The sequence below is a fragment of the Haloterrigena salifodinae genome (assembly GCF_003977755.1).
Classification (GTDB): domain Archaea; phylum Halobacteriota; class Halobacteria; order Halobacteriales; family Natrialbaceae; genus Haloterrigena; species Haloterrigena salifodinae.
The window spans coordinates 553,798-577,538 of sequence record NZ_RQWN01000002.1; the positions used below are offsets into that span (position 1 = coordinate 553,798).

The following is a 23,741-nucleotide window of genomic DNA, read 5'->3' on the forward strand; positions in this document are numbered from 1 at the left end:
CCGGTTTTCAAATCCTCGAAAAACAGCCACCTTATGTCTGACGTAACAATCGCTCGTGTTGATTCAACAAAACAAAAGCAGTACTCATAACCGAGAGCAGTACGCAAAGTAAGAACGCGATATATAATAGCTGACGTCGGTCAGCGGTGAACTGACGCCAACTTCGTTTGAGTTCTATTGATGCAATTCGAATAGCACCACACATACCAATCTAATCTAATTATCTCTAGGCATTCTTTCCCCCGCTTCAAAGACCCTCTGGTAAAAAGGTGCGAGTACAATCATCCCAACAGCTGCCGAAATGAAGGTCGTCGCATCGCCTGAATGTATCGGTTGAAATAAGACAACATAGCCCGCACCCATTGCGCTCCCAAGCCAACCACCAGTAAGTGAAAATGGTCGCTGGTTGAGGAAATAACCAATAGCAAAAAGGAGTGCGGAAAATCCAACGAACCCACCCGCGACAAGCGTCCAGTTCGTGTTTTCACTCGCCGTGAGAAGATACATTATCACGCCGGTGAGAGCAGCACTGATCCCATTAAGGACGATGAGTTTGAGGTTGAATTGGTTGGTGGCCATACGTATCTATACTGTAGATATCACAATAAAAGTTACTTCCCAATATATTTATAATATCTATTATTGCCATATCATAAATAAAGTGGGCTATGGACGAGGATGAGAGACCTAGCAGAGGTCTAGACGGGGGTCTGCACAGAGTTCTTCGTAATCGTACTGTCCAGCACATCCTTTGCCAGCGGTGATTTTACAGGCGATTTGGGTGAAGGTAAAGCAGGTTCCACCAGCAATGTAACCTGAACCTGAAAGAACTCCACAAATGAATGCAGTGCCTGCCCCCCATCCAATCTGGCAGATGAGTTCGAAGCATTTCTTACACCCCCAGCAGCCAAGATCAAATTGTTGCGCTGTAACTGCATCGCTCTGAACTGCGATTGTATCAGTGGATGCAGGCGGGATACCACCGTATGTGCTTACCTCACCGCCCTCTATCGCGTTGATTTTCGTTGCTTCTTTAGGGATATTTTCATTCGGATCGTTGATGTATTTCAGTTCGGCTATGGAGATTCCATTTTAATCAATCCCCGTCGTTTGACACGATCTTCACTGCGGAGTCCACTGAGAGTTTCCCCTGTCTCTGCACAACCGCTGCCGTCGTCGACGGAGTCATTGATCTCTTCAATTTGGTGTCAATGTCGTCAGGTTCTTTCACCAGTTCTGGACCACATTTCACGAGTCAATTAGTAATATATTGTAATTAACAGCTGTTATTATACCTTACAGTGGAATTATTCCATCAGCTGAATTAGAACTTAAAAGAATAGTGTCCAAAAATCTAATTAGCTATTTATATAGTCTAGATTAGATTTAATGTGTTCAAATGTATTGTATGCCCATTTAATCAGATCCGGATCATCGTTCAATAGGCAATTCGAAAGTTGACCGCGCTCATACCCACCTACGAGAACACGATCAATGACGAAGTATCGGGACGACGGGGTCCCTCGAGGAGTCGTTTCTGACTGACTCGACGCATCAGAGGAGATTCTCGACAGGCATTACGACCGTGCCAGCCGGGCGAATGAGCGTCCCGACACTGGCAGATTATCCAAGGAAAATGAACACGAAAACTGGAAGTAAGAAGGTAGCAACGATCGGACCAGTTAACGCCTACAGCGCCCACTTCTCTGCGACGGTGTCGAGTACTTACACTGCATTCGACGAGATCCGTTTCCGCGACGAGTCGTTCTCTCTCCTTCACCGACAGGGTTAAGCGAGAACGTTTTGATCGGTCTATTCGATAACAGTCCTATGCAGCGATCACAGTGGACTCGAACAGTTGCGATCCGAAGGCGCGACCGGTTCGCACACCCGACGACGGCAAGTCCATGAGCCGACACCGGCGAACGTTCCTCGCGACCGCCGGAGCGGTCGCATTCGGCGGCTGTGCCGTCCCCGAAGGCGATCTGGCCGTCACCGACGACCGCGGTTCCGCTGCCGATCGCGACGGCGGGCGCGGCGAAACGACGATCGGCTTCGCCGGCGATACGATGCTCGGGCGTGAGCTCAACCGGCAGTACGGGCGGTCCAACGTCGACCCGGCGACGGTCTGGGGCGATCTCCGGCCCCGGCTCGAGTCCCTCGACGGCGTCTGCTGTAACCTCGAGTGCTGTCTGTCGACGCGCGGCGAACCGGCCCCCGGTCGGACGTATCACTTTCGCGGCGATCCGGAGTGGGCGGTTCCCGCGCTGAGTGCGGGGAACGTTCAGTTCGCATCGCTGGCGAACAATCACGCGATGGATTTCGGACCGGTGTCACTGACCGACACGATAGACGCGCTCACCGAGGCGGGAATCGACGTCGCGGGTGCCGGCGAGACGCCGGCGGCGGCCCGCGCGCCGGCCACGTTTTCCGTCGGCGACGTCGACGTCGCCGTCGTCTCGTTCGCCGACCGATACGCGGGTTACGCTGCGACCGACGGCCGGCCGGGAATCGCCCACATCGCTCCGGATCCGTCGGCCTCCGAAACCCGGCGGGTCGTCGGCGACGCGATCGAGCGCGCGAAGGCGACCGATCCGGATCTCCTCGTCGCCTCCGTTCACTTCGGGCCGAACTGGGTCGAGCGTCCCAGCGGACGGCTCGTCGCGTTCGGTCACTGGCTCGTCGATCGGGGCGTCGACCTCGTTCACGGTCACAGCGCCCATGTCGTCCAGGGAATCGAACAATACGGCGACGGCGTCGTGCTCCACGACACCGGCGATTTCGTCGACGATTTCGGGGTCAAGGACGGCCTCCAGAACGACCGCAGCTACCTCTTCGAAGCGACGCTCGAGGACGGAGAGCTCCGGGAGATACAGCTCGTTCCGATCGAGATCGACGACGGCGTCTCTCGCGCCGGCGAGGACGCGGCGGCGTGGCTCAGAGAGACAATGCGCGCTCGATCCGCGCCGTTCGAGACGACGTACGAACGGGACGGAGAGGGGCTCGTGGTCCCGCTGTGACCGACCGCGCTCGCTTCGGACCACGCCGTCGCGTCCGCGCCGTCAGGCGCGGAGAGGCCGCCGTGTGACGGCTGACGGGGCAAATCCTGCAGCGCCATATTCCTGTCGCGAGCAAATCCGCGGGCGACGGTACCACCATTCTCGCCGAACAGTGTGGCGATTATCAGTCGAACGGCGATCTTCTCTGATTTCGATCACCAGTTGAGCGGGGTGTGATTGCCTCTGGGAGTCGCGTCCAACCAACCTCGCGGCAATCCAGCGAATCGACCGCTAAGTGACAGGGACGCTGCGTGAACTCGAGCTTTCGTGTCCGCCGCGTGTTGGACCGGCCAGTAAAACACTCAGCGGCACCGCCACCGTTCTCAGTAGCCCCGGCTGCATCGCCGACAATCGGGAGGAGGCGGCGTCACGGTTTGGCCTCGAGCACGAGGTTGAACGGCGTCTCAGCCGCTCGACGGACCCGCGTGAACCCGCCCGCAGTGATCACCTCGCGGAGGCGCGCTTCGCCGGCCTGAGCACCCAGAACCGGGTCGCCGCCCTGGGCGAGCGAGTTCGGTACGCAGGCCAGCGTCGAGGCGCAGTAGAACGCCCTGCTCACCGTGTTCAGGTTCTTCTCGAGCTGATCGTTGGCGAACGGCTCGACCAACATCCACGCTCCGTCATCGGCGAGCGTCTCCCGGACGTGTGACGCCACGCCGACCGGATCACCCATGTCGTGGTACGCGTCAAACATCATCACGAGGTCGTAGTCGGCCCCGTCGTACTCCGTTGCGGTTGCCACCTCGAAGCTGATGCGGTCTGCCACACCGGCGTCTTCGGCTCGCTCGCGGGCGACCTCGATCGAGTGATCGTGGTAATCGACGGCGACGAACGCCGAATCGGGGTAGGCCTCGGCCATGATAATCGTCGACGCACCGTGACCGCAGCCGATGTCGGCTACGCGCGCTCCGTCCCTGAGCCTCGCGCTCATTCCATCGAGCGCGGGAATCCACTCGTCGACGAGATTCGTCTCGTAGCTGGGCCGATAGAAGCGTTCAGTTCCGTGACACACGTCTGCGTCTTGCTCGTGCCAGCCCACGCCCTCGCCGGTTCGGAAGGCGGCTTCGAGCTCCGAGAGGCTCCGCTGGTACCCCATCAGCCCCTGGAACCCGCCAGCGAGGAACGCGGGGCTGTCTTTATCGGCCAGTAGCGCCGCTTGCTCGGGTGTGAGACCGTAGCGGCCCGTCTCAGGATCGTAGGTGACGTATCCGCCGGCCGCTCCCGCATTGAGCCACTCGGTGACGTACGGTTCCACGGTGTCGGTCCGCTCGGCCAACTCGGCAGGCGAGACCGGTCCGCCGTCGGCTAACGCCTCGTAGAGGCCGAGCCTGTCGCCGATAACGATCAGCGGCGCGTAGTAGGCCACTCCTAGTTCGTTGACGGCCATTCCGACGAGTTCATCCAACTGTTCTTCGTCGACCGGTTCGTCGGCGGTAGTCGGTAGTGCCATATCTGGACAGTGGACGGCGAACGTGTTGGCCTCATTCACGGAGATTCCGTTTCACGGACTGAACGCCGTTTCAGTGCGTGAGAGTGACTGTCTCATCACGTACGAGATAGAGCTACTACCGTTGCTACCCTATCTCGAGCTAGTGACTGACATGGACGTTCCCGAAGACGACCAACTCACGTTCAATCCACCGGCATCGCCGATCGTAGAGGCGGTCATGCAGAACGCGCGGAACCAGCAATACCTCGGTAAGCGCCTCAACGCGGCAGGCACCCGCGCCGACCCGGACCATCTCGGCGACATCGTCCGGCACGGGCCGGTTCTCGAGGCGCTCCGAGCGGAGCCCCTGGATCGCCGCGAGATTGAGGATCGCCTCGACGTTTCGCGGGCGACGAGCCACCGCCTGACGAGGTGGCTCGACGAACAGGGGTTCGTCGAGAAGACGGACGGTCGGTTCCGGTTGACGGGTCGCGGCGAGGCGGTCACCGACGAAGTTCTCCGATTCGAGGCGAACGTGAGCACCGTCCACCGGATGGGACCGCTGTTGGACGTGATCTGTCCGCACCACGCTGAGTTCGCCATCGAACCGATGATCGATTCGACCGTGACGGTCGCTGAACCGACCGTCCCGGACCGACCTGCCGAGCGGTTGATCTCGCTCGTCGGCGAGTCGGAAACGTTCCGGGGGTTCAACACGACGCATCTGGCGCCGCTGATGATCGGCGAGTTCTACCAGCGAGTATTTGACGGCACCGAAGCTGAACTCATTTACCCACCGGACATCGCCGAGAGGCTGCGTGAAACGTATCCGACCCGCGTGACTGAGGCGGTCGATCGTGGACGGTTGACCCTCCGGACTCGCGAGAAACTCCCGTACGGACTCGCGCTCTTCGACGAACGCGTCGGACTCGGCGGATACGACGACGACACAGGGCTGATGCAGGTGTTCGTCGACACGGACTCGCCCATGGCCCGCGAGTGGGCCGAACGGGTCTACGCGTCGATTCAGGCGGACTCTACGCGACTCGACAGTCGGATAGAGCAGTGACACCCCGCTCGCAAGAGCGGATGGATATCAGTACAATCTATTACTCGTTTTTCCTCTCAAACCGCTAAATTCGGGCGTCCCACGCCCGAAATATTGATTCGGTCGTCCGTCGAACTAGAGCCTGTCGCGCTCCTTGTCAAAGCGAGCAAGACCGACCGCTCGAGCACACTCGAAAGCAAGCGGCGGCCGTCGGGCTCTCGGCCAATACCGGTAACGATAGTGACACAAACCCGCGGTTAACGACGGCTTGACGAGCCCCACCGTGCAGACGCACGCCCCGAGCATTTACCCGCTAATCCGGTACCCGGCGGTGATGGTCCGAACCGAAGCTAACAGAAACCGCTGGTTGATCGCGCTCTCGGCAATCGCGATCCACCTCTCCATCGGATCGATTTACGCGTACAGCGTCTATCAGAACCCGCTTCGCGACGAGCTAGGGTGGGCGATATCCGACGTCTCGCTGGCCTTTACCGTCGCGATCGTCTTCCTCGCGCTCTCGGCGGCATTCCTTGGGGGGTTCGTCGAAAACCACGGCCCGCGGACCTCGGGACTGATCGCCGCCGGAACGTTCGGCCTCGGAATCATCGGCGCCGGCGTGAGCGTCCAACTCGAGAGCTACGCCGCGTTCGTCCTGACGTTCGGCGTGATCAGCGGGATCGGCATCGGACTCGGATACATCACGCCGATTTCGACGCTCGTCCAGTGGTTCCCCGACCGCCGCGGGATGGCCACCGGGATGGCGGTGATGGGCTTCGGCGCCGGCGCGCTCGTGACCGGTCCGGTCGCGAACTACGTCATGGAGACCGCCAGCATCCCTGTCACCTTCTACGGACTCGGCGTGGCCTACTTCCTCCTGATGGCCGCCGGCGCGAGCTATCTGAAGAAGCCGCCGGTCGACTGGGTTCCGGACGGAATCGACGAAAGTGAACTCGACACTGCCAACAACGAGAAGGGCGTCTCCGTCAACACCGACCTCGCGGAACTCACCGGCAGCGAGGCCCTGCGGACGCCGCGGTTCTACCTCGTGTGGCTGGTCATGTTCATCAACATCTCGGCCGGGATCATGCTGCTGTCGGTCGCGTCGCCGATGACGCAGGTCATCGCGCAGGTTGACGCGGCGACCGCGGCCTCGGTCGTCGGCCTCATCGGCATCTTCAACGGCGGCGGCCGGATCTTCTGGGCGACCGCCTCCGACTACATCGGCCGGACGAGCACGTACGGCGTGTTCTTCGGCCTCCAGATCGCCGCGTTCCTGCTGATGCCCCAGATCACCCACCTCTGGCTGTTCGCGGGACTGCTGTTCCTCATCATCAGCGCGTACGGCGGCGGGTTCGCCTGTCTGCCGGCGTACCTGGGCGACCTGTTCGGGACGAAGGAACTCAGCGCCATCCACGGCTACACCCTGACGGCGTGGGGAGCCGCGGGCGTCGCAGGCCCGATGCTCATCTCCGAGATCGTCGAACGGACCGGTAGCTACGTCATGGCCTTCTACATCATCACCGGCGCGCTGGTCGTCGGGCTGACCGCCGTGGGCGTCCTGTACTACCGGATCGAGGACGTCCGAGAGTCATCCCCCAGAGCCGACCCGCAGGCGACCTGATCGCCTCGAGTCGCGCCGGCGCAACTACTCGAGCGTCTTCGCCCCGAGGCCGGACAACCGTTCGCGTCGACACGCGACCGCACTACTGCGGAACCTGTCGGCTCCCACTGCGGGACCTGTCGATTCCCGTGGCAGTGAGAAACGCTATCCGTGCCGTCCGCAAACGGTGGGGTATGTTCGGCGATCGAACGCCGTCGGAAGCGACCGAAACGGAACGCGAAAGCGGGCGACGCGTCGGGGCAGTGGCGCTGTTGCTCGTCGCGATACTCGGCGCCCTCGCGGTAGCGCTCGGAGCGCGCCGCAGGGAGCGATCGACGCTGGAACCCCCGTTCTGATCCGACACCACGTACGGATCCCCAGACTGATCGCTGCAAGCCAGTAGCGTGATTGACACGCCGGAGATCCGCACGTCCCCGTTCAGGGTGTGCTTTTTCGTATCCCGGGACCGGAGACGGAGGCAATGGATGAACGGACCGAGTCGACGGACGAAGCGGCCATCGTTCGCGTCGCCGGCGGGTCGGAGAGCGAACGACGAAAACAGCGCGCGCTGGACGAGCTTCGCTCGGCGGCCGAGGAAACCCGCGTCCTCGAGACCGGACCGACCGGCGTTCGGGAGCTAGAGCCGCTCGTTCTTCTCACCGACGGCGGTCAGACGGCCTTCTATTCCGCGCCGGTCGTCGGCCGGCTCGAATCGCTCGTCGAGACGGTAGAGCGCGGCGAACTCCCAACCGACGACCCCGTGACGGTCGTCGACCACGAGCCGGCGCCGGCGTCGCTTCCGACGCCCGAGGACGGGCCGCTCGCGGTGGGTCGGCGCCGCGTCCTCGGCCGCTGTGGCTGGGTCGATCCCACGTCGGTTCCCGACGAGTCGGCGGCCGAACTGGTCGGCGACGATCCCGACGAGGCGCTCTCGCGGGTCCGCGACGTGGGACTGCTCGGCCGCGGTCGCGGCGACTGGAGCGTCGACGATCCCGTTACCGAGGAGTGGGAGCTAGCCCGCGAGACGGCCGCGGAGGGGTCTGACGAGCCCGACTCCGAGGCCGACGACCCGGTCGTCGTCGTCAACGCCAACGAGAGCGACGACCGCAACGCGACCGATCGGACGCTGCTCGAGGCCGTGCCGGGCGAGGTACTCGACGGGGCCCTCGCCGTCGCCGAACTGGTCGGTGCCGACGACGTCGTCGTCTACTGTAACGAGAACGACGATCGAGCCCGCGAGCGCGTCCACGAGGCCGCCCGCAACGCCGAGGAGCGATTCGCCGAACGCCTCGACCGGGAGCGCGGACCCGAGGTCGTCGTCGGACCGGATCGGTTCATCGCCGGCGAGCCGACGATGGCCCTCGAGGCCATGGAGGGCAACGACCGCCTCGAGGCTCGCCTCCGGCCGCCGTCGCCGGCCGAGCATGGCCTCTACGGGCGACCGACCGTCGTCCACACCCCGCGGACGATGGCGCAGGCTCGCCGCGCGATGCTCCACCCCGAGGAGTTCGACGCGGACGACGCCGACCCCGGCACCCGGCTGGTCACCGTCACGGGCGACGTCGACGCGGCGGCGACCGTGGAGCTCCCGACCGGCGGGAATCTGGCCGACGCTCGAGAGGCCGTCTCCCTCGAGGGGCAGTTCAAGATGGCCTGCGTCGGCGGCCAGTTCGGCGGGCTCACGCGGTCGCTCTCGCAGTCGCCGTCGGCGCCCGCCCTTGCCGGCGCCGGGCTCGGAACTGAGGGCGTGGTCGAACTATTGAACGAGGACAACTGCGTGCTCGCGACGGCCGGGCGGCGAGCGAACTTCGCGATGGAGTCGAACTGCGGGCGCTGCGTCACCTGTCGCGAGGGTAGTCAGGAACTCACAAACATGCTTCGAGATATCTACGACGGCCATTACCAAGATGCAAAGATACGCGAATTGACCCGCGTGATGGGCGAAACGAGCATCTGCCACTTCGGCCGCACGGCGATCCGCCCGGCCGTCACGGGGATGCGCGAGTTCGAGCGGGAGGTGGCCGCTCACACCGAGGGTCGCTGTCCCAGCGGCGAGTGCGAGGGCGCGATGACGCAGACCGCCGGACACCAGACGGAGGGGAACCGATGAGCAGCGAGGACCCGGCGAGCCACGTCGACGACGTGGAAACCGAACGGCGACCGACCGCCGTCGAGAAGCTCCCTTCGGTGCCGAACGTGTCCGATCCGCGGCCGAGTACGCCGCTCACGGAGCAGTTCGAGACCGGGACCGCCAACGACCCGGACGTCCGCTCCGGAGACGGCAAGGACGGAATGACCCACCTCACGGTCGACGGGACGCCCGTCTCGGTGCCGCCGGGCTCGACGATCATCGACGCGGTCGAGTCCGTCGAACCGGCCGACGAGCTGGCCGCGCTCTGTTACTACGACCGCGACACCGAACAGGCCGACGCGATCGGGCCGCGCGGCGAGTGTCGGACCTGCACCGTCCACACGGAAGAACACGGACTCGTGACGTCCTGCTCGCATCCCGTCGAGGAAGGGATGACGGTCCGAACCGACGAGGACGACGCAGCCGAGGCGCGCGAGGTCAACCTCGACCTGCAGCTGTCGGATCACAACCTTCGCTGTACGACCTGCGGCCAGAACGGCCGCTGCGAACTGCAGGACACCTCCATCGAGCAGGGCGTCGAGGAACCGCGGTGGGGCGTCTTCGAGGACCGCGACCAGTACGAACCGCTCGACGACACCTCGCCGGCCATCCAGATCGACCGCAACAAGTGCATCCTCTGTAACCGCTGCGTCGAGGCCTGCAATGACGTGCAGGTCGAGGGCGTTCTTCGGATGGAGGGCAACGGCCAGGACACCCGCATCGCCTTCCAGAACGGCGAGGAGACCTTCGACGAGTCCACCTGCGTCTCCTGTGGCCACTGCGCGACTGTCTGCCCGACCGGCGCCCTGGTCGAGCAGGGGCTGACCGACGCCGCGACGATCCCCCTGCCCGGCTTCACCCAGGAGAACTCGATCGGCAAGGTCCTCGAGAGCCCGAAGGCCGAAACGGCCGACCAGACGGAGGCGCCGAACCGTGATCTCCCATACGACGTCGAGGGCCGAGCGAAGCCCGAGGAGGACCTCTCCGGCGTCGCCCGCTTCATGTCGATCGCGAGAGCGCGCGCCGAGGACTCGAAGCGGCAGATGAGCCACACCTTGAAGGAGGTCGGCGACCGCGCCCTCGAGGAGTTCGAACACGTCTCCGAGGGGATCGCCAGCGAGGCGATGCCAGCCGGCCAACTGTTCAACGTCGCGACGACCATCGGCGACGCGCGCCTCTCGCGAATCGAGAAGGCCGAGACCACCTGCAACTACTGCGCCGTCGGCTGTCGGTTCGAACTCTACGGCAAGGACGGCGAAGTGCTCGGCGTCCGGCCCGCCGACCCGGACTCGGCGCCGGCGAACGACTTCTCGACCTGCGTGAAGGGGAAATTCGGCTACGACTACGTCGACGCCGACGATCGCCTCGAGAAACCCCTCGTTCGAAAAGAGAACGCGCCGGACGGCCCGGTCGGCCGCGAGGGCTTCCGCGAGGCGTCGTGGAAGGAAGCCATCGAGCGCGTCTACGAGGGGCTCTCGGAGATCCGCGACGAACACGGCAGCGAGAGCCTCTCGGTCATCTCTTCGTCGAAGACGACCAACGAGGAGAACTTCTTGAACCAGAAGTTCGCCCGGCAGGTCCTGGGGACGCCCCACGTCGACAACTGCGCGCGGCTCTGTCACTCCTCGACGGTGGCGGCCCTCCAGCAGACGGTCGGCTACGGCGCGATGACCAACCGGATCAACGAGGACATCGGGGAGACCGACTGCTATCTCATCACCGGCTCGAACACGACCGAGTCCCACCCCGTCCTCGCGACGCGGATCAAACAGAACGTCCGCGACGGGGCGGATCTCATCGTCATCGATCCCCGGGAGATGGGGCTGGCCGAGCACGCCGACCAGTACATCCGGACGACCCCCGGCGAGGACGTGGCCTGGATGAACGGGATGATCCGGTACATCATCGAGAACGACCTTCACGACGAGGAGTTCATCGAGGAGCGGACCAAACACTTCGACGAACTGAAGGAGAAGGTCGAACCGTTCACGCCCGAGCAGGTCGAGGAGCTGACGGCCGTCCCCGCCGAGGAACTGAAGAAGGCCGCCGAGACGATCGCCACCGCCGATACCTGCATCTTCGGCTGGGCGATGGGGCTGACCCAGCACACGACCGGGACGCGCAACGTGCTGGCCATCGCCGACCTCGCGCTGGTGACGGGCAATCTCGGCAAGCCCCGCGCCGGGCTCTCGGCGTTCCGCGGCCAGAACAACGTCCAGGGCGGCGGGGGCGACATGGGACCGGCCCCGCACAGGCTTCCGGGGTATCAAGACCTCGGCGACGAGGAGGTCCTCCAGAAGTTCGAGGACGAGTGGGGCGAGCGCCCGCCGAACGACGTCGGGCTCCGCCTCCCGGAGCAGTTCCACGCCGTCAACGACGGCGACCTTCAGGGCATGTTCATCATGGGCGAAAACCCCGTCCTCTCGGAGCCGGACCTCGACAACGCCGAGCGGGCGCTGACGAAGCTCGACTTCCTCGCCGTCCAGGACATCTTCCTGACCGAGTCGGCCGAGTACGCCGACGTGGTGCTCCCGGCCGCCTCCGCCGCCGAGAAGGACGGGACCTTCACCAATACGGAGCGGCGCATCCAGCGGGTCCGACCCGCCGTCGACTCGCCGGGGAAAGCGAAACCGGACCAGGAGATCCTCATCCAGCTCGCCCGGCGGTTCGGCTACGACTGGGAGTACGACTCGGCGGCCGACGTGATGGACGAAATCAATTCCCTCGTCCCCATCTACGGCGGCGTCACCTACGATCGACTCGAGGAGGAGACCAAAGGAATCCAGTGGCCCTGCTTCGACGAGGACGATCCCGGCACGCCGTACCTCTACGAGGACGAGTTCAACTTCGAGGACGGGAAGGCCCGTTTCGTCCCCGCCGACTACGCCAAGCCGCCGGACATGCCCGACGAGGAGTACCCGATCACGCTCTCCTCGGGGCGAGTCCTGTACCACTGGCACACCGGCACGATGACTCGCCGGGTGGGGACGCTCATGAACCACGTCCCGGAGAGTTTCGTGACGATCCACCCGGAGATGGCCGACCAGTTGGGCATCGACGACCAGGAGTACGTCCGCGTCCAGTCCCGGCAGGGCGAGATCGTCGTGAAGGCCAACGTCGAGGACACCTCCGATCCCGGCGTCGTCTTCATCCCGATGCACTTCCCGCAGGGAGCGATCAACAAGCTCACCCAGCATGAACTCGACCCGACGTCGTTCATCCCGCAGTACAAGGTGACGAGCGTCCGGATCACGCCGCTCGACGTTCCCCCCGAGGAGGCGGCCAACGTCGTCTCACCGACGCCCGGCCAACTCGAGGGGCAGGGCGGCGATCCAGAGGACGTCGGCGGTCGTAGCGCGGACGACTGACGTCGGCTGACGACGTCGCTGCGCTCTCGAACTCGCCTTCGCTCTCACTCCCGCGCTCAGTTCGAGTCGGCCAGTCCCAACCGTTCGTCGCCCATCCGTCGCCCGCGGGCGACGAGCCGATCCCCGTACTCGGTGCGAGAGTCGTTCCACGTCGACAGCGCCGCGGAACGTGCGTCGTGTCGATCGAGGGCTCGCTCGAGCGCGATGGCGTCGCCGGCGGCCTTCGCCGTGCCCGCGGCGGTGTGGGGCCGAGCGACGAACGCGGCGTCGCCGAGCAGGCAGACGCGGTCGACGACCATTTCGGGGACCGTCAGGTCGTAAATCGCCTGCACGAACGGGGTCGGGGTCTCGGCGACGATTCTCGAGAAGACGGGCGGCAGCACATCGCTCGCACGCTCGAGTTGCTGAGTTCGGACCGGCTCGCGGAGCGCGCCGGGCGGGACGGTGATCTCTCGCTCGGCGTCCGTCGCGTCGGTGAAGACGGCGGACCGATCACGGTTCTCGAGCGTGTCGTACCAGACCCAGTTGAGCCGTCGCTCGCCCGGCGCAGTCCCGCCGTCGTCGCCGGGAATGAAGTACGCCAGAACGAGTAGCTCCTGTCCCTGGTAGAAGACGAAGGCATCGTCGAAACGGTCGGCGACCGCCGGTGCCAGGTCGGACTCGTCGACGACGCCGCGCCAGGCGACGTAGTCGGCGAACTCGGGACCCGCTTCGGGGAAGAGTTGGCGGCGCGTCGACGACTGGCCACCCTCGGCCGCGACCACCAGGTCGGCCTCGCGTTCGTCGCCGGCCGCGAATTCGGCGGTCGCCGTCGCGGGATCGACGCCGACTACCTCGCGTCCCATCCGATAGCGGTCGTCCGGAAACGCCTCGCGCAGTCGTCGGTAGACGGCGTCCCACGACGTGAACACCATCGAGTTGGGACGCGACGTTTCGACGTCGCCGTCCCGCGCGAGAAAGCGGCGCTCGCTCGAGGTCGTCGCGATCGCGCCGGGGTCGACGACGTCGCGACGCTCGAGGAACCGGCGCACGTTCTCCTGGACGACGATTCCGGCCCCGCGACCGCGGAGGTCGCCCGTCGACTGCTCGTAGATCGTCGGCTCGTGGCCCGCGTCCTCGAGGGCGAGCCCGGCGAAGAGCCCGCCCATCGAGCCGCCGGAGACGGTTACCGACAGCGAGTCCGTCGATCGCCGGCTGCGTCGCCGAGACACGCCGGTGTCTCGCGGACCGACGGCTGAAAGGGCTTTGGCTGCGATGGACGGGGCGGGGACGGCCGGCACTCTCGACGTGTGCTCGACACCTGAGCCGTCGACTCCGAAAAATCAGTCGCTGCGGACGATCCGCTGTCTTCGCGATCCATTCACGGCGCCGCCGACCGTCTCAGTCCGATGGCGGAGCCGCCGTCGGCGCGGCGTCTTCCGACGGAGCGATCCGGCGGAAGTCGCCGTCACCGCAGGTGCACTCCTCCGAGACACCGATCGGTCTGATCGTGCCGTCCGGCTGTTGTTCGGAGACGAACACCGATTCACAGGAGCGACACACTGCGACGATCCTCGTCCCGGATTCTGACCTGCTCATCAAGTACGAAAACGAGCCGATGGGGCATCACCATTGCTCCAAGTTATTTTGGCTCGTTTCGACATCGAAGACGCGAGACGATTGAAACCAGGGTCTGGACGACCTCTCGAGGGAGGATTTGAAAATCAGCTGCGTGGGAGGACGGCGGACCGACCTCGGCCGGCTGCTCGAGGGCTGTCATCCCTGTCGCTGCTGATTAGAAGTGTCACTACCGGAGTCTCGAACGAGCGCCAGCGTCGGGCCACGCGGCGCCGTCGTTCCCGCGGCGGTTCCGTGGGACGAACGAGTCGAACGGGAGAACGACTCAGGAGTCGGGTTGTTCGTCGATGACCACGACCGCCTCGCCGTCGATGACCGTCGTTCCGTCGGCGTTCTCGACGGTCGTGTGCAGGCGGTAGCGGGTGTCGCCCAGTCCCTCGACGATCTCGCAGGCGGCGGTGACGGTCTCGCCGATCTCGACGGGGGCCTGAAACTCGAGGTCCTGCGAGAGGTAGATCGTCAGTCCGGGGAACCGGGCCAGGGCGGCGCTGATCGTTCCGGCGACGAGCGTGCCGTGGGCGATCCGGCCGCCGAACTGGGTGTCGGTGGCGAACTCGTCGGACAGGTGCAGGCGGTTCGTGTCTCCCGAGACCTGCGCGAACGCGGAGACGTCGGTCTCCGCGATCGGCTTCGTAAATCGGACGTAGTCGCCGACGCCGAGGTCGTCGTAGCTGTCGGTCGAACGCTCCATGATCCACGCCTCGTCACTGTACGCAACTTCGACGACCGGTGTCTCGACGGTCTCTGGCTCGCCGTCCGCCGTCGGGCCCTCGGCGCCCGACGACGTGGTCAGGCCCATCGCGGCAAGGACGGCGTTGTTCGCTTCCACGTAACTGTTGACGACGTGTTTCGAAACGCTCGACCACTGCTGGTTCGGCGTCATCGTGCTGTCGGTAGCGTCGGAGTCCGGACAGTTACTGCTCATAGGTTCTCGAGTGTGTGTGGGTCCAGTCGGCGTCTCGGCTCGGCCCGGGCCGTTTTTCGGACGGCTAACTCTTTGTAGCATCGCCAAAACACGTTGGTAGTGTCGGGCGCACTGTAATCGGGTGCTGACAGTCGCGGGCCGAGTCGGGTCCGCGGCCGACCGCCGACCTCGCAGCCGGGTACGGGTCCGTGGGTGGTCGACTCGGATTCGCACATCAGAGATGGATCTTCGTCCCCGTGCGGATAGAAAAACTTAGGACTGTGCTGTAAAGTGACTGATCACATGAAATCCCGTCGAGCCGCGGTCGTTCTCGCTGTGCTCGTGGTCGTCCTCACGAGCGGCTGCGTCGCCGTCGCACCGCCCACGAACGAACCCGAGCCGGAGTCTCTCTTCGAGTCGACGTTCGTCCACAGCGACGACCTCGAGGACGTCTCCGGCAAGGTCACGGTAACGGTCAACGGCAGCAACGGCACGAGCACCGAGACGCTTCGCGTCGCCGAACGACCCTACGTCGACTACCGAGACGAGGTACTCGAGTCGACGACCCCCGGCCGAGTGGGCGACCAGTACGTCTCGAACGCGTCGGCGACGTGGTGGTACTATCCCCAGTCGGAGATGGCACAGCGGTTCGAACCGAACGAGTCCTTCGACAACGACGCGGTGCGGGCCGACCGCGCCGAGCAGGCCGCCGACTACAGCCAGTGGTACGACCTCGAGTACGAGGGAACGGAGGAGATCGCCGATCGCGAGGCCCACGTGCTCGACGTCGAGGCGAAGGAGGAAGCCGTCGAGCGCGGCATCTCGGTGCTCGTCGGCGATACAGAGTACGTCTACGCGGTCGAGACGGTCGAGGCACCCGACGATCTCACCATCGTCGAACAGCAGCTCTGGATCGACTCTGAGTACGACTATCCGCTGAAGGAACGGCTGGTCTACGAGGGGCCGAACGGCGAGCGCCACGAGCTGGTCCACGAGTTCGAGACGGTCTCGTTCAACGAGGGGCTCGACGACGAGACGTTCGCGTTCGAGCCGCCCGAAGACGCCGTCGTCCAAGAACTCCCGTCAGAGTAGCGTCCGTCGAAGCCGGTTCCCGACCGCCGATCGGGGTTATTCGGCCGGCTGGCCGATGTGTCGCCCTTCCTTGGGTTGGAATCCGCCCTCGAGCGTGCGAACCGGATAGGGGATGTCGATCCCCTCCTCGTCGAAGCGCCGTTTGACCGCGGTGACGTACTCGCCGCGCGTTCGGACGAAGTCGGCTCGAGACGGGTTCGCGATCCAGAACCGCGACTGGAGGCCGACGTCGGAGTCCCCGAGTTCCGTCAGTCGGACGGAGGGTGCGGGGTCGTCCATGATGTCGGGGTGGCGCTCGGCTTCGTCGACGATGATCTCGGTCGCCCGTTCGATGTCGTCGTCGTAGCCGATCCCGAAGACGAACTTCAGTCGGAGTTTGTCGGCGTCGACCGGGTTCTTGAGTACGTTGTCGGTGAGCGCCGAGTTCGGCACCGTGAGCAACTCGTTGTCGAACGTCCGGACGCGAGTCACGCGGAGGCTGATGTCCTCGACGACGCCGGCGTAGTCGCCGTTGTCCCACTCGATCCAGTCGCCGATCCGGAACGGCTTGTCGGTGTAGATGAACACGCCCGCGACGAAGTTCGAGATCACGTTCTGCATGGCGAGACCGATCGCCAGCGCCCCGGCCGCCGCGATGCCGGCCATCGACACGAGGAAGTTTCCGAAGCCGGCGAAACCGAAGGCGACGGCGATTCCGAAAAAGAGCACGCCGAACCGCGATAACATCAACAGCGGGTTCTTGGCGTGTTTGTCGAGGCCCCGTCTGTCGAGCGCCCGTCGGATCAGCGGCAAGACGACCGTCCGACCGACGAACCAGATGGCGACGACGGCGACCGCGAACCGGAGCACGCTCGCAGCGCTCGCGGCTAGCGCGCCGTCGGCGATTCCCGCCTCCTCGAGCGTGCGACCGATCGGACCTAACCCGTTCGCCTGTGCGAGAACGCGGGCGGGATCGGCCGCGGGGCTCATCGATAGAAGACGGCAGTGTGTCCGCGCGTCTCGATCAGTTCGGCGTTGACGCGGTCGGCGAGATCGGCCGCCTTCTCCTCGGTCGAACTGCCGGCCCGCGCCGCGCGGAGGAGTTTGACCTTCACGAGATCGCGGTCGTCGAGCTGGTCGTCGAGTTCGTCGACGACCGCGTCGATACCGCTCTTGCCGACCCAGACGGTGACGTCGAGGTCGTGTGCCTGCTGTTTGAGGGCTTGCGTATCCATAGCCACCTCTACCCGTCCGAGCCGTTTGAATCTTCTCGAATCGGAACGGTAGGGAAACGGGCACTCTCGAGGCCCTGACTGGGCCCCGTGCGTCGGCGTTTCGAACCCTACTGATCTTCGTACGGATACCGCGTGTGGGCCCCGCAGTCGCAGGTGATCACGACGTGGCCGTCCTGCAGTCGAACGCGGGCGTTTCGGCCGGGCCGAAGGTACGCGTCGCAGCGGTCGCAGGTGAAGCGTCGAAACGTCCGCGGCAGCGTGAGCCGGTTTCGTTCCGCCACGCGGCGCGCGAGGCGAACGTAGTAGCGGGCCCGATCGTGCTCGTCGTCGGCAGCCGCCGCTCGAGCCAGGTCGTGGAGGCGCTCGATCCGTTCGGCGGCGACGTCCATACCCTCCCTTTCGGCGGTTCGCCTATTGATGTTGTGTTCTCGCAGTCGATGATCGAGTCCGATCGCCGACGAACGCGGTCGCGGCGTCGTCGAGATCCGGCCCGTCCGTCCGTTCTGTCCTGCGTCATCAATTGCCATACATTGCATCCTCCAGCCGGAAATACGGCCGATTGGAAAAGTTTTTGACCGTGCCCCATAGCCGATTGTAGTACGCAATATTGTTATATATCAACAGCAAAGAGGTGTAATAGACTGAATGAATTGTAACCCAACCGATCCTGTTGATGGCGTCGATCGACGCTCCGTTCTAGCTGCGGGCGCAGCCGGGCTCTCGCTCTCTCTGAGCGGCTGCATCGATACGGTCAGACGCGTCGTCGATCAGGACGGTACCGACCAATTGTCGCTCTCCATCGTGACAGTCCCCGCGGACGCCGACCGAGAAAGTATCCGGATCGCCTATCACCTCGAGTCCCACCTCGAGTCGCTCGGCGTGGACGTGACCCTCAAGGCGCGCTCTCCTACCGACTTCCTCAAAACGGTCCTGATCGACCACGACTTCGATATCTACGTCGGTCAGCATCCCGCCGATTACGATCCGGACTTCCTCTATGAAGCCCTTCACTCCACGTACGCAAACGAGGCCGGCTGGCAGAACCCCTTCGGGTTCGACAGCATGGCCTTCGACACCCTGCTGGAGGATCAACGCCGGGCCGATGGTGAGAAGCGCAAGCAACGCTTAGCAAATGTACTCCGCGGTGTTGCAGACGAGAAACCGTTCGATCCGATCTGTCGTCCCGACGAGATCCGGGTCGCCAACACCACCCGCTTCGACGGCTGGGGTCAGGGTCACCTCGCGACGCGACGCGGCTATCTCGGCCTCGAGCCAGATGCCGGCGTCGAGCGATTGAACGCGCTCGTGACCGACGCCAGACCGTCGGTCAACGTCAACCCGATCTCGGCGACGGTCCGGGAACGGGGGACGGTCGTCGACCTGCTGTACGACTCGCTCGGCACCGTCGTCGACGGCGAGGTCCTGCCGTGGCTCGCCGACTCCTGGGAGTGGGTCACGGGTTCCGAAGCGAACGAGGCTGACGCCGAGGAGACGACCGAGCCGACCCGACCGACGACGACCGCGCGGGTTTCGCTCCGCGAGGACTGTCGGTTCCACGACGGCAAACCGGTTACCGCGGCGGACGTCGAGTTCACCTACCAGTTCTTCCAGGATACCGTACTCGGCCGCGCGTCGCCGTCGCCGCCGCCCCGCTATCGCGGTCACGCGAGCGCGATCGACGATATCGAAATCGAGGACGAGTACACGCTGCGGATCACTGCGGCCGCCGGCACGGACGTCTGTGAACGCGCGTTTACCGCCCCGATCCTCCCGAAACACGTCTGGCAATCGGAACTCGAGGACCGGCTCAGCAACTCTCAGGAGTTTTCGGCGCCGCAAGGATCCTGGAGTCTGGTCACCAGCGACTCGATCGATCCGACCGGGAGCGGTCCCTACCAGTTCAAGAACAATTCCGAACGGGACCACCTCACGCTCGAGCGGTTCAACGATCACTTCACGCTGCGCGAGGACGTCGAGAGCGACCACCTTCTCGCGCCGCTCGTCGACGAGCTCCGATTTACCGTCGATCCCGGCAGCCCGTCTTCCATCTCGCGGGTCGCCAGCGGCAACGCCGACGTCACGTCGTCGATGCTCGAAGCGTACTCGCTCAGCGACATTCCCGAGAACGACCCCGACGTCGAACGGCTCGAGTCGTCCTCGTGGACGTTCTACCACATCGGGTTCAACGCGCGGGCGCCGCCGTGTAGCAACCTCCACTTCCGACGCGCGATCTGTCGGCTGATCGACAAGGAGTGGATCGCGAGCGAAGTCTTCGGCGGTCACGCGGAGCCGCTCGCGGCGCCGGTGACCGAGGAGTGGACGCCCGATGATCTCGCGTGGGACGGCGCGGACCCCGAGACGCCGTTCGCCGGTACCGACGGGACGCTCAACGTCAACGCGGCGCACGACGCGTTTCAGGCGGCCGGCTACTACACCGACGACGAGAATCGACTGCAGGGGCGATACTGATGTTAGCCGAGGTACTGACGCAAGTGGCGATCGTCATCGGGTTCGTCCTCCCGGTTGCGACCGGAGTGTTCATCGGCCGGGAGCGACTGTCGCAGACGGTTTCGGAGCTTCGTCCGCGGCTACGGACGTCCGCACCGGCGCTCCTGCTTCTGGGCTCCGTACTGGTTCTCAACCGGTATATGCGCCAAAATGAGCCGAACGTCGGGTTCTACATGACCGAGACGATCCGCTCGATCGAGGGCGAGTTCGTCCTGATCTTCCAGGACATCGCGACCCCGCTGCTCACCGAATACTTCACGGCGAGCTACATCTACGGCTACACGTTCCTGTTGCTCTTCACGCCGCTAGCGTACTTTGCGCTCTCGGATACCACGATGTTCCGCCGTCTGCTGACAGCCTACTCGTTGAACTACGCGCTCGGCGTCGTCCTGTACGTGCTGGTCATCGCGTACGGGCCGCGGAACATCCTCCCCGAGTTCGTCGCTGAGACGATGCTGTACGACAACAATCCGAAGTACCAGTACCTCACTGGGGAGGTCAACCGCAATACCAACGTCTTCCCGTCGCTTCACACCTCGCTCTCCGCGACGGTCGGCATCTTCGCCTACTACACGCGCGATGAGTATCCGAAGTGGTTCCCCGTCGCCGTCTTCATCGCGATCAGCGTCATCATCTCGACGATGTATCTGGCGATCCACTGGGGGACGGACGTCTTCTTCGGGTTGGTCCTCGCGAGCGTCTGCGTCGCCCTCTCCAATATGCTCGTCGGCCGCTGGTCGCTTACCGACCTCTTCGATCGGCTGGACGACGACTCGCTCGACGCCGTCCGCGACCGGCTGGGACGCTAATTTTGTGGCCGACCACGGTCGCGGGCCGGCACTTGTTCCGATTCGTCGCCGACGGCTGTACTTCGAGAAACCGTCTCCAAAGCCGCTGTAGTCGCTGATATCGGACCCGTGACCGCGGGCGGACGCGTCGCTGGCCGGTGCAGAACGGAGCGATCGGCGCCGGCGCCGATCGACGGCAGAAACGACGTCGTTCAGTTGCAGTTGCAGTCGATAGTCGGCAGTCGGCTCAGTTGTCCTCGAGCGCGTCGGCGATCCGCTTGAGTGCGCGGGTCTGGTCGCGCATCTCGTCGCGGAGCTGGCGGACTTCGCGGACAAGTTCCTCGTTGCCGACGCTCTCCTCCTCGCGACCGCCGGGGCCGCCGCCCATGCCGCCGGGGCCGCCCGGGCCGCCGCCCATCATTCCGCCCATCATCTGCGCGAAGGGGTTGCCGCCGCCGCCCATGCCGCCGGGGCCACCGCCGCCGCCGAACGGGCTCTCGGGCGGCTCGCCCTCACCTTCGCCCTCTTCGGCGCGTTTCTCGCGGATTTCCTCGACTCGCTCCCGGAAGGATTTCTCCTCGCCCTCGTCGCCGTTGGCGTCGGATTCGTTTTCGTCGGACATACCCTCGGATTCAGGATCGCCGCGGAAAAGGATTGCCATGTTTTCGACTTCGAGCGCCGCCGGCCGATCGATCGCGTTCGGCCAGTGCGTGCACAAGAGGGAACTGGCGTAGCGTGGTACGGCATCTATGCCCGAGCCCACCACCGACCGAGAGCCGATCGTCAGCGAGGGACGGTACGCAGTCGTCGCCGCCGCCGATGCCGACGCGGCCGACTACTGGTTCGTCGCCGACGACGGCGACCACGCCGTTCCGCTCGAGGACGCGACGCTCCACGACGCCGCGACCGTCCTCTCGCGGGTTCGAAACATGCGGACCGATCCCGAGAGAACGGGGACGGAAACGGCGTCGGGCGACGGCACGGAACTGACCTGCCACGACTGCGGCGAGACGTGGACCTACACCGGGTCGGACGAGCACGCGGCCTGTCCAAACTGCGAGACGGAGGTCCCGGTGGAGGGAATCGGGCCGTAAGGACGCGGCTAGGGTCGGTTCCCGTTCCTCGCGTGATCGACCTCAAGACGCACCGTCAGCAGTCAACCACGAGCACCAAGGCCGAACGCTTGTAGCGGGAGTGGCCCAACGGATCGTCGTGAGTTCGAAACCGCTGGACGGAATCGCTGTCGGCGACGCCGCCACCGTCGGTGACCGACCGTGACGCCGGAGTTGACCAGACGCGAAGCGATCGCCGGACTCGGAAGCGCGGTCGCCGTCGGGAGCGGGACCGGCCTTGCGAGCGCGGCGGAGTCGCCCGCCGACGCGGTCGTCGACCTCGAGCGTGACAGCGAGGCCGACTATCCGCGCTGTCTCTACAAACCCGACAGTGACGACGAGTGGAACCCCGTGTTGCCGATCAACATCCACGCGCAGGACTCGAGCGGTGGGGCGGCGCTGTCGACGGTCGAAGACAGCTTCTCCGGATTCGGGAACCTCGAGTGGACGCGGGTCTTCCCCGACGCGACCGCACGGGCGTGGGACGGCGAGCGGGAGGAACTCGTCCCGCCGGACCACTCGTTTCGGCGGCCGCGACTGGGCGACGAGTGGAACCACGTCCACATCTGGGCAGTCGACGAGGATCGGGTCGCGATCCACGCCCATCTGGACGTCGTCGATCTCACGTCCTCGCACTTCCACCGGGGCGACCGGTACGGCGACGCAGCCGCGGAAGCCGCCGCTCACCTCGCCGACGAGGGCTGGGAGATGGAGACCCCCTATAGCATCGAGTACGGCGTCGAGGACGACCGACTCGAGCGCTGGGGCGACACCGGCGACGTGAAACTGGTCTATTAGAGCGGCCTCGAGTTCTTCTTCAGCGAGCTACTGATCGGCGTGCGGTGGCGCGCGCTGTGCCGCGGTGAGCCACTGGTGAGCCGCGACACGGACTTGCGCGAGGTCTTCGCGAGCCCCGCGAGCGAAGACTTGTCAGAGCTTGCTCTGACAGCGGATGAGTGAGGGAACGAAGTGACCGAACGAATCGGCTGGGAAGGGAGTGGCTACTCCTCGTTGCCACGAGTAGCGGTACTCTCGAGAACAGTCTTCTTCACAAAACACTCGAGAAAGTCACCAAGAGACTGCTCGAGAGGGAAACCAACCAAATACATCGACTAGCCGAACGAGCCGAGCGAGGACTGCAGGTTCCGGTTCGTCTCGCCTACAGTCACGTCGTAGCCGACCAGATCCCGAATATCGACGGCGTAGGTCGTCCCGCCGGTCTCGAGCACCAATAGTCGCCCCTTCACGCCGACGACGGTCCCCGAGGCGATGGTCTCGGGCACCGGCTGGGCCTCGAGACCCAGCCCGTAGTCGAAGTCGAACCGGTCGATGACGTCGAACTCGGTCAGCACGTCGTCCCACGCGCTTTCGTCGACCGTCGCGGCAAGCGAAGCCACCTTCGTCGGCGTTCGGACGCGGTCGACCAGCCGCTCGGCGATCTCGGCCTCGAGTTCGCGGGCGATCCGGCCGTTCGAGACGGTGTGGATGTGGGCTGCCCGATCGGCGCCCTGCTCGCGCAGGCGGGTCTCGAGGCGGCGGGACTTGGTGACGCCGACCTTGAACGTGTCCGGTGCGAAGGCGGCGACGTAGACCGCGTGCTCCTCGTAGCAGTCCATCTCGTCTTTCAGACAGGTGCCAGTACAGCGGGCACAGACCCACGTGCTCGTGTGGAACTCGCAGTAGGGCGCTGACGGTCGGTCGCAGTCGACGTGGCCGCCGTCATCGTCGATCGTCCCGGCGCAGTGGCGCTCGCCGAGCGCGTAGCCGAGCTCGGCGCCGGCCTCGAGCGGCCGCCCCTCGACCGCGTCGCCGTCGCTGACCAGCAGCATCGATCCGCGGCCGCTCGGTTCGTAGCCGACCAGTTGCACGCC

Annotated in this window: 22 protein-coding genes; 11 read left to right on the forward strand and 11 right to left on the reverse strand. The window is 64.6% G+C overall.

The annotated features are described in order from the left end of the window. Positions 1–216: 216 nt before the first annotated feature. Together EH209_RS11485 and EH209_RS25105 are read right to left on the reverse strand one after the other, a co-directional pair. Entirely contained in the window at positions 217–579 is a 363-nt protein-coding gene (locus EH209_RS11485; protein WP_126663029.1) for a hypothetical protein, read from the reverse strand. Positions 580–687: 108 nt separating this feature from the next. After that, on the reverse strand, positions 688–1,086 hold the full coding sequence (locus EH209_RS25105) for a halocin C8-like domain-containing protein (protein WP_126663589.1): 399 nt from the start codon (positions 1,084–1,086) through the stop codon (positions 688–690). Positions 1,087–1,907: 821 nt separating this feature from the next. Between EH209_RS25105 and EH209_RS11500 the strand changes: the two genes are divergently transcribed. Then, the gene (locus tag EH209_RS11500; RefSeq protein ID WP_126663030.1) at positions 1,908–3,020 is read left to right on the forward strand and encodes a CapA family protein; all 1,113 of its coding nucleotides are present in this window, start codon (positions 1,908–1,910) and stop codon (positions 3,018–3,020) included. Between the two features lie 406 nt (positions 3,021–3,426). On the opposite strand, the gene EH209_RS11505 is transcribed toward EH209_RS11500, so the two are convergent. Continuing rightward, on the reverse strand, positions 3,427–4,509 hold the full coding sequence (locus tag EH209_RS11505) for a methyltransferase domain-containing protein (RefSeq protein WP_126663031.1): 1,083 nt from the start codon (positions 4,507–4,509) through the stop codon (positions 3,427–3,429). Positions 4,510–4,660: 151 nt separating this feature from the next. On the opposite strand from EH209_RS11505, the gene EH209_RS11510 reads away from it, so the two are divergent. The 5 genes from EH209_RS11510 (at position 4,661) to fdhF (ending at position 12,635) form a co-directional block, all read left to right on the forward strand. Then, positions 4,661–5,557, forward strand: a complete 897-nt coding sequence (locus EH209_RS11510; protein WP_126663032.1) for a helix-turn-helix transcriptional regulator — start codon at positions 4,661–4,663, stop codon at positions 5,555–5,557. 313 nt (positions 5,558–5,870) lie between these two features. Continuing rightward, a complete protein-coding gene (locus tag EH209_RS11515) occupies positions 5,871–7,157 on the forward strand; it encodes an L-lactate MFS transporter (protein WP_126663033.1) in 1,287 nt (428 codons plus the stop codon). Positions 7,158–7,330: 173 nt separating this feature from the next. After that, positions 7,331–7,492, forward strand: coding sequence for a hypothetical protein (locus EH209_RS24030; protein WP_164722034.1), 162 nt, complete (start codon positions 7,331–7,333; stop codon positions 7,490–7,492). A 125-nt stretch (positions 7,493–7,617) separates the two neighbouring features. After that, positions 7,618–9,246 (forward strand): NADH-ubiquinone oxidoreductase-F iron-sulfur binding region domain-containing protein, encoded by a 1,629-nt coding sequence (locus EH209_RS11520; protein ID WP_126663034.1) that lies wholly within the window; start codon positions 7,618–7,620, stop codon positions 9,244–9,246. After that, entirely contained in the window at positions 9,243–12,635 is a 3,393-nt protein-coding gene (gene fdhF / locus EH209_RS11525) for a formate dehydrogenase subunit alpha (RefSeq protein ID WP_126663035.1), read from the forward strand. Before EH209_RS11520 ends, fdhF begins: the two co-directional genes overlap by 4 nt. Positions 12,636–12,691: 56 nt before the next feature. Here fdhF and EH209_RS11530 read toward each other — a convergent pair whose 3' ends face one another. From EH209_RS11530 to EH209_RS11540, 3 genes are all read right to left on the reverse strand, one after another. Beyond that, entirely contained in the window at positions 12,692–13,846 is a 1,155-nt protein-coding gene (locus EH209_RS11530; RefSeq protein WP_126663036.1) for an FAD binding domain-containing protein, read from the reverse strand. A gap of 169 nt (positions 13,847–14,015) precedes the next feature. After that, positions 14,016–14,213 (reverse strand): hypothetical protein, encoded by a 198-nt coding sequence (locus EH209_RS11535; protein ID WP_126663037.1) that lies wholly within the window; start codon positions 14,211–14,213, stop codon positions 14,016–14,018. 304 nt (positions 14,214–14,517) lie between these two features. Continuing rightward, entirely contained in the window at positions 14,518–15,177 is a 660-nt protein-coding gene (locus EH209_RS11540; protein ID WP_126663038.1) for a MaoC family dehydratase, read from the reverse strand. Between the two features lie 282 nt (positions 15,178–15,459). On the opposite strand from EH209_RS11540, the gene EH209_RS11545 reads away from it, so the two are divergent. Then, complete coding sequence (locus EH209_RS11545) at positions 15,460–16,248, forward strand: LolA family protein (protein WP_126663039.1); 789 nt, start codon at positions 15,460–15,462, stop codon at positions 16,246–16,248. Positions 16,249–16,284: 36 nt separating this feature from the next. On the opposite strand, the gene EH209_RS11550 is transcribed toward EH209_RS11545, so the two are convergent. The 3 genes from EH209_RS11550 to EH209_RS11560 form a co-directional block, all read right to left on the reverse strand. Next, positions 16,285–17,217, reverse strand: a complete 933-nt coding sequence (locus tag EH209_RS11550) for a mechanosensitive ion channel family protein (protein ID WP_126663040.1) — start codon at positions 17,215–17,217, stop codon at positions 16,285–16,287. After that, complete coding sequence (locus EH209_RS11555; protein WP_126663041.1) at positions 17,214–17,462, reverse strand: YhbY family RNA-binding protein; 249 nt, start codon at positions 17,460–17,462, stop codon at positions 17,214–17,216. Before EH209_RS11555 ends, EH209_RS11550 begins: the two co-directional genes overlap by 4 nt. A 107-nt stretch (positions 17,463–17,569) precedes the next feature. Further along, positions 17,570–17,851 (reverse strand): ribonuclease P protein component 4, encoded by a 282-nt coding sequence (locus EH209_RS11560; RefSeq protein WP_126663590.1) that lies wholly within the window; start codon positions 17,849–17,851, stop codon positions 17,570–17,572. A gap of 256 nt (positions 17,852–18,107) precedes the next feature. On the opposite strand from EH209_RS11560, the gene EH209_RS11565 reads away from it, so the two are divergent. Continuing rightward, entirely contained in the window at positions 18,108–19,931 is a 1,824-nt protein-coding gene (locus EH209_RS11565) for an ABC transporter substrate-binding protein (RefSeq protein ID WP_126663042.1), read from the forward strand. Continuing rightward, positions 19,931–20,779 carry a phosphatase PAP2 family protein gene (locus EH209_RS11570; RefSeq protein WP_126663043.1) on the forward strand — a complete coding sequence of 283 codons (849 nt, stop codon included), beginning with the start codon at positions 19,931–19,933 and terminating at the stop codon, positions 20,777–20,779. The genes EH209_RS11565 and EH209_RS11570 overlap by 1 nt, the downstream gene beginning before the upstream one ends. A 226-nt stretch (positions 20,780–21,005) precedes the next feature. On the opposite strand, the gene EH209_RS11575 is transcribed toward EH209_RS11570, so the two are convergent. After that, the gene (locus EH209_RS11575; protein WP_126663044.1) at positions 21,006–21,419 is read right to left on the reverse strand and encodes a hypothetical protein; all 414 of its coding nucleotides are present in this window, start codon (positions 21,417–21,419) and stop codon (positions 21,006–21,008) included. An 88-nt stretch (positions 21,420–21,507) separates the two neighbouring features. On the opposite strand from EH209_RS11575, the gene EH209_RS11580 reads away from it, so the two are divergent. Then, complete coding sequence (locus tag EH209_RS11580; protein ID WP_126663045.1) at positions 21,508–21,852, forward strand: hypothetical protein; 345 nt, start codon at positions 21,508–21,510, stop codon at positions 21,850–21,852. A 180-nt stretch (positions 21,853–22,032) separates the two neighbouring features. Next, the gene (locus EH209_RS11585; RefSeq protein ID WP_126663046.1) at positions 22,033–22,668 is read left to right on the forward strand and encodes a hypothetical protein; all 636 of its coding nucleotides are present in this window, start codon (positions 22,033–22,035) and stop codon (positions 22,666–22,668) included. A 314-nt stretch (positions 22,669–22,982) separates the two neighbouring features. Here EH209_RS11585 and EH209_RS11590 read toward each other — a convergent pair whose 3' ends face one another. Then, positions 22,983–23,738 (reverse strand): DUF2797 domain-containing protein, encoded by a 756-nt coding sequence (locus EH209_RS11590; RefSeq protein ID WP_126663047.1) that lies wholly within the window; start codon positions 23,736–23,738, stop codon positions 22,983–22,985. Positions 23,739–23,741: the final 3 nt, after the last annotated feature.

What these genes read in the sequence shown, in the direction of transcription:
- EH209_RS11550 (WP_126663040.1), bottom strand. Translation starts at nt 17,217, where the DNA reads ATGAGCCCCGCGGCCGATCCCGCCCGCGTTCTCGCACAGGCGAACGGG.
- EH209_RS11535 (WP_126663037.1), bottom strand. Translation starts at nt 14,213, where the DNA reads ATGAGCAGGTCAGAATCCGGGACGAGGATCGTCGCAGTGTGTCGCTCC.
- EH209_RS11510 (WP_126663032.1), top strand. Translation starts at nt 4,661, where the DNA reads ATGGACGTTCCCGAAGACGACCAACTCACGTTCAATCCACCGGCATCG.
- EH209_RS11485 (WP_126663029.1), bottom strand. Translation starts at nt 579, where the DNA reads ATGGCCACCAACCAATTCAACCTCAAACTCATCGTCCTTAATGGGATC.
- EH209_RS11520 (WP_126663034.1), top strand. Translation starts at nt 7,618, where the DNA reads ATGGATGAACGGACCGAGTCGACGGACGAAGCGGCCATCGTTCGCGTC.
- EH209_RS11515 (WP_126663033.1), top strand. Translation starts at nt 5,871, where the DNA reads ATGGTCCGAACCGAAGCTAACAGAAACCGCTGGTTGATCGCGCTCTCG.
- EH209_RS11570 (WP_126663043.1), top strand. Translation starts at nt 19,931, where the DNA reads ATGTTAGCCGAGGTACTGACGCAAGTGGCGATCGTCATCGGGTTCGTC.
- EH209_RS11555 (WP_126663041.1), bottom strand. Translation starts at nt 17,462, where the DNA reads ATGGATACGCAAGCCCTCAAACAGCAGGCACACGACCTCGACGTCACC.
- EH209_RS11545 (WP_126663039.1), top strand. Translation starts at nt 15,460, where the DNA reads ATGAAATCCCGTCGAGCCGCGGTCGTTCTCGCTGTGCTCGTGGTCGTC.
- EH209_RS11500 (WP_126663030.1), top strand. Translation starts at nt 1,908, where the DNA reads ATGAGCCGACACCGGCGAACGTTCCTCGCGACCGCCGGAGCGGTCGCA.
- fdhF (WP_126663035.1), top strand. Translation starts at nt 9,243, where the DNA reads ATGAGCAGCGAGGACCCGGCGAGCCACGTCGACGACGTGGAAACCGAA.
- EH209_RS11575 (WP_126663044.1), bottom strand. Translation starts at nt 21,419, where the DNA reads ATGGCAATCCTTTTCCGCGGCGATCCTGAATCCGAGGGTATGTCCGAC.
- EH209_RS11560 (WP_126663590.1), bottom strand. Translation starts at nt 17,851, where the DNA reads ATGGACGTCGCCGCCGAACGGATCGAGCGCCTCCACGACCTGGCTCGA.
- EH209_RS11580 (WP_126663045.1), top strand. Translation starts at nt 21,508, where the DNA reads ATGCCCGAGCCCACCACCGACCGAGAGCCGATCGTCAGCGAGGGACGG.
- EH209_RS11505 (WP_126663031.1), bottom strand. Translation starts at nt 4,509, where the DNA reads ATGGCACTACCGACTACCGCCGACGAACCGGTCGACGAAGAACAGTTG.
- EH209_RS24030 (WP_164722034.1), top strand. Translation starts at nt 7,331, where the DNA reads ATGTTCGGCGATCGAACGCCGTCGGAAGCGACCGAAACGGAACGCGAA.
- EH209_RS11540 (WP_126663038.1), bottom strand. Translation starts at nt 15,177, where the DNA reads ATGAGCAGTAACTGTCCGGACTCCGACGCTACCGACAGCACGATGACG.
- EH209_RS11565 (WP_126663042.1), top strand. Translation starts at nt 18,108, where the DNA reads ATGAATTGTAACCCAACCGATCCTGTTGATGGCGTCGATCGACGCTCC.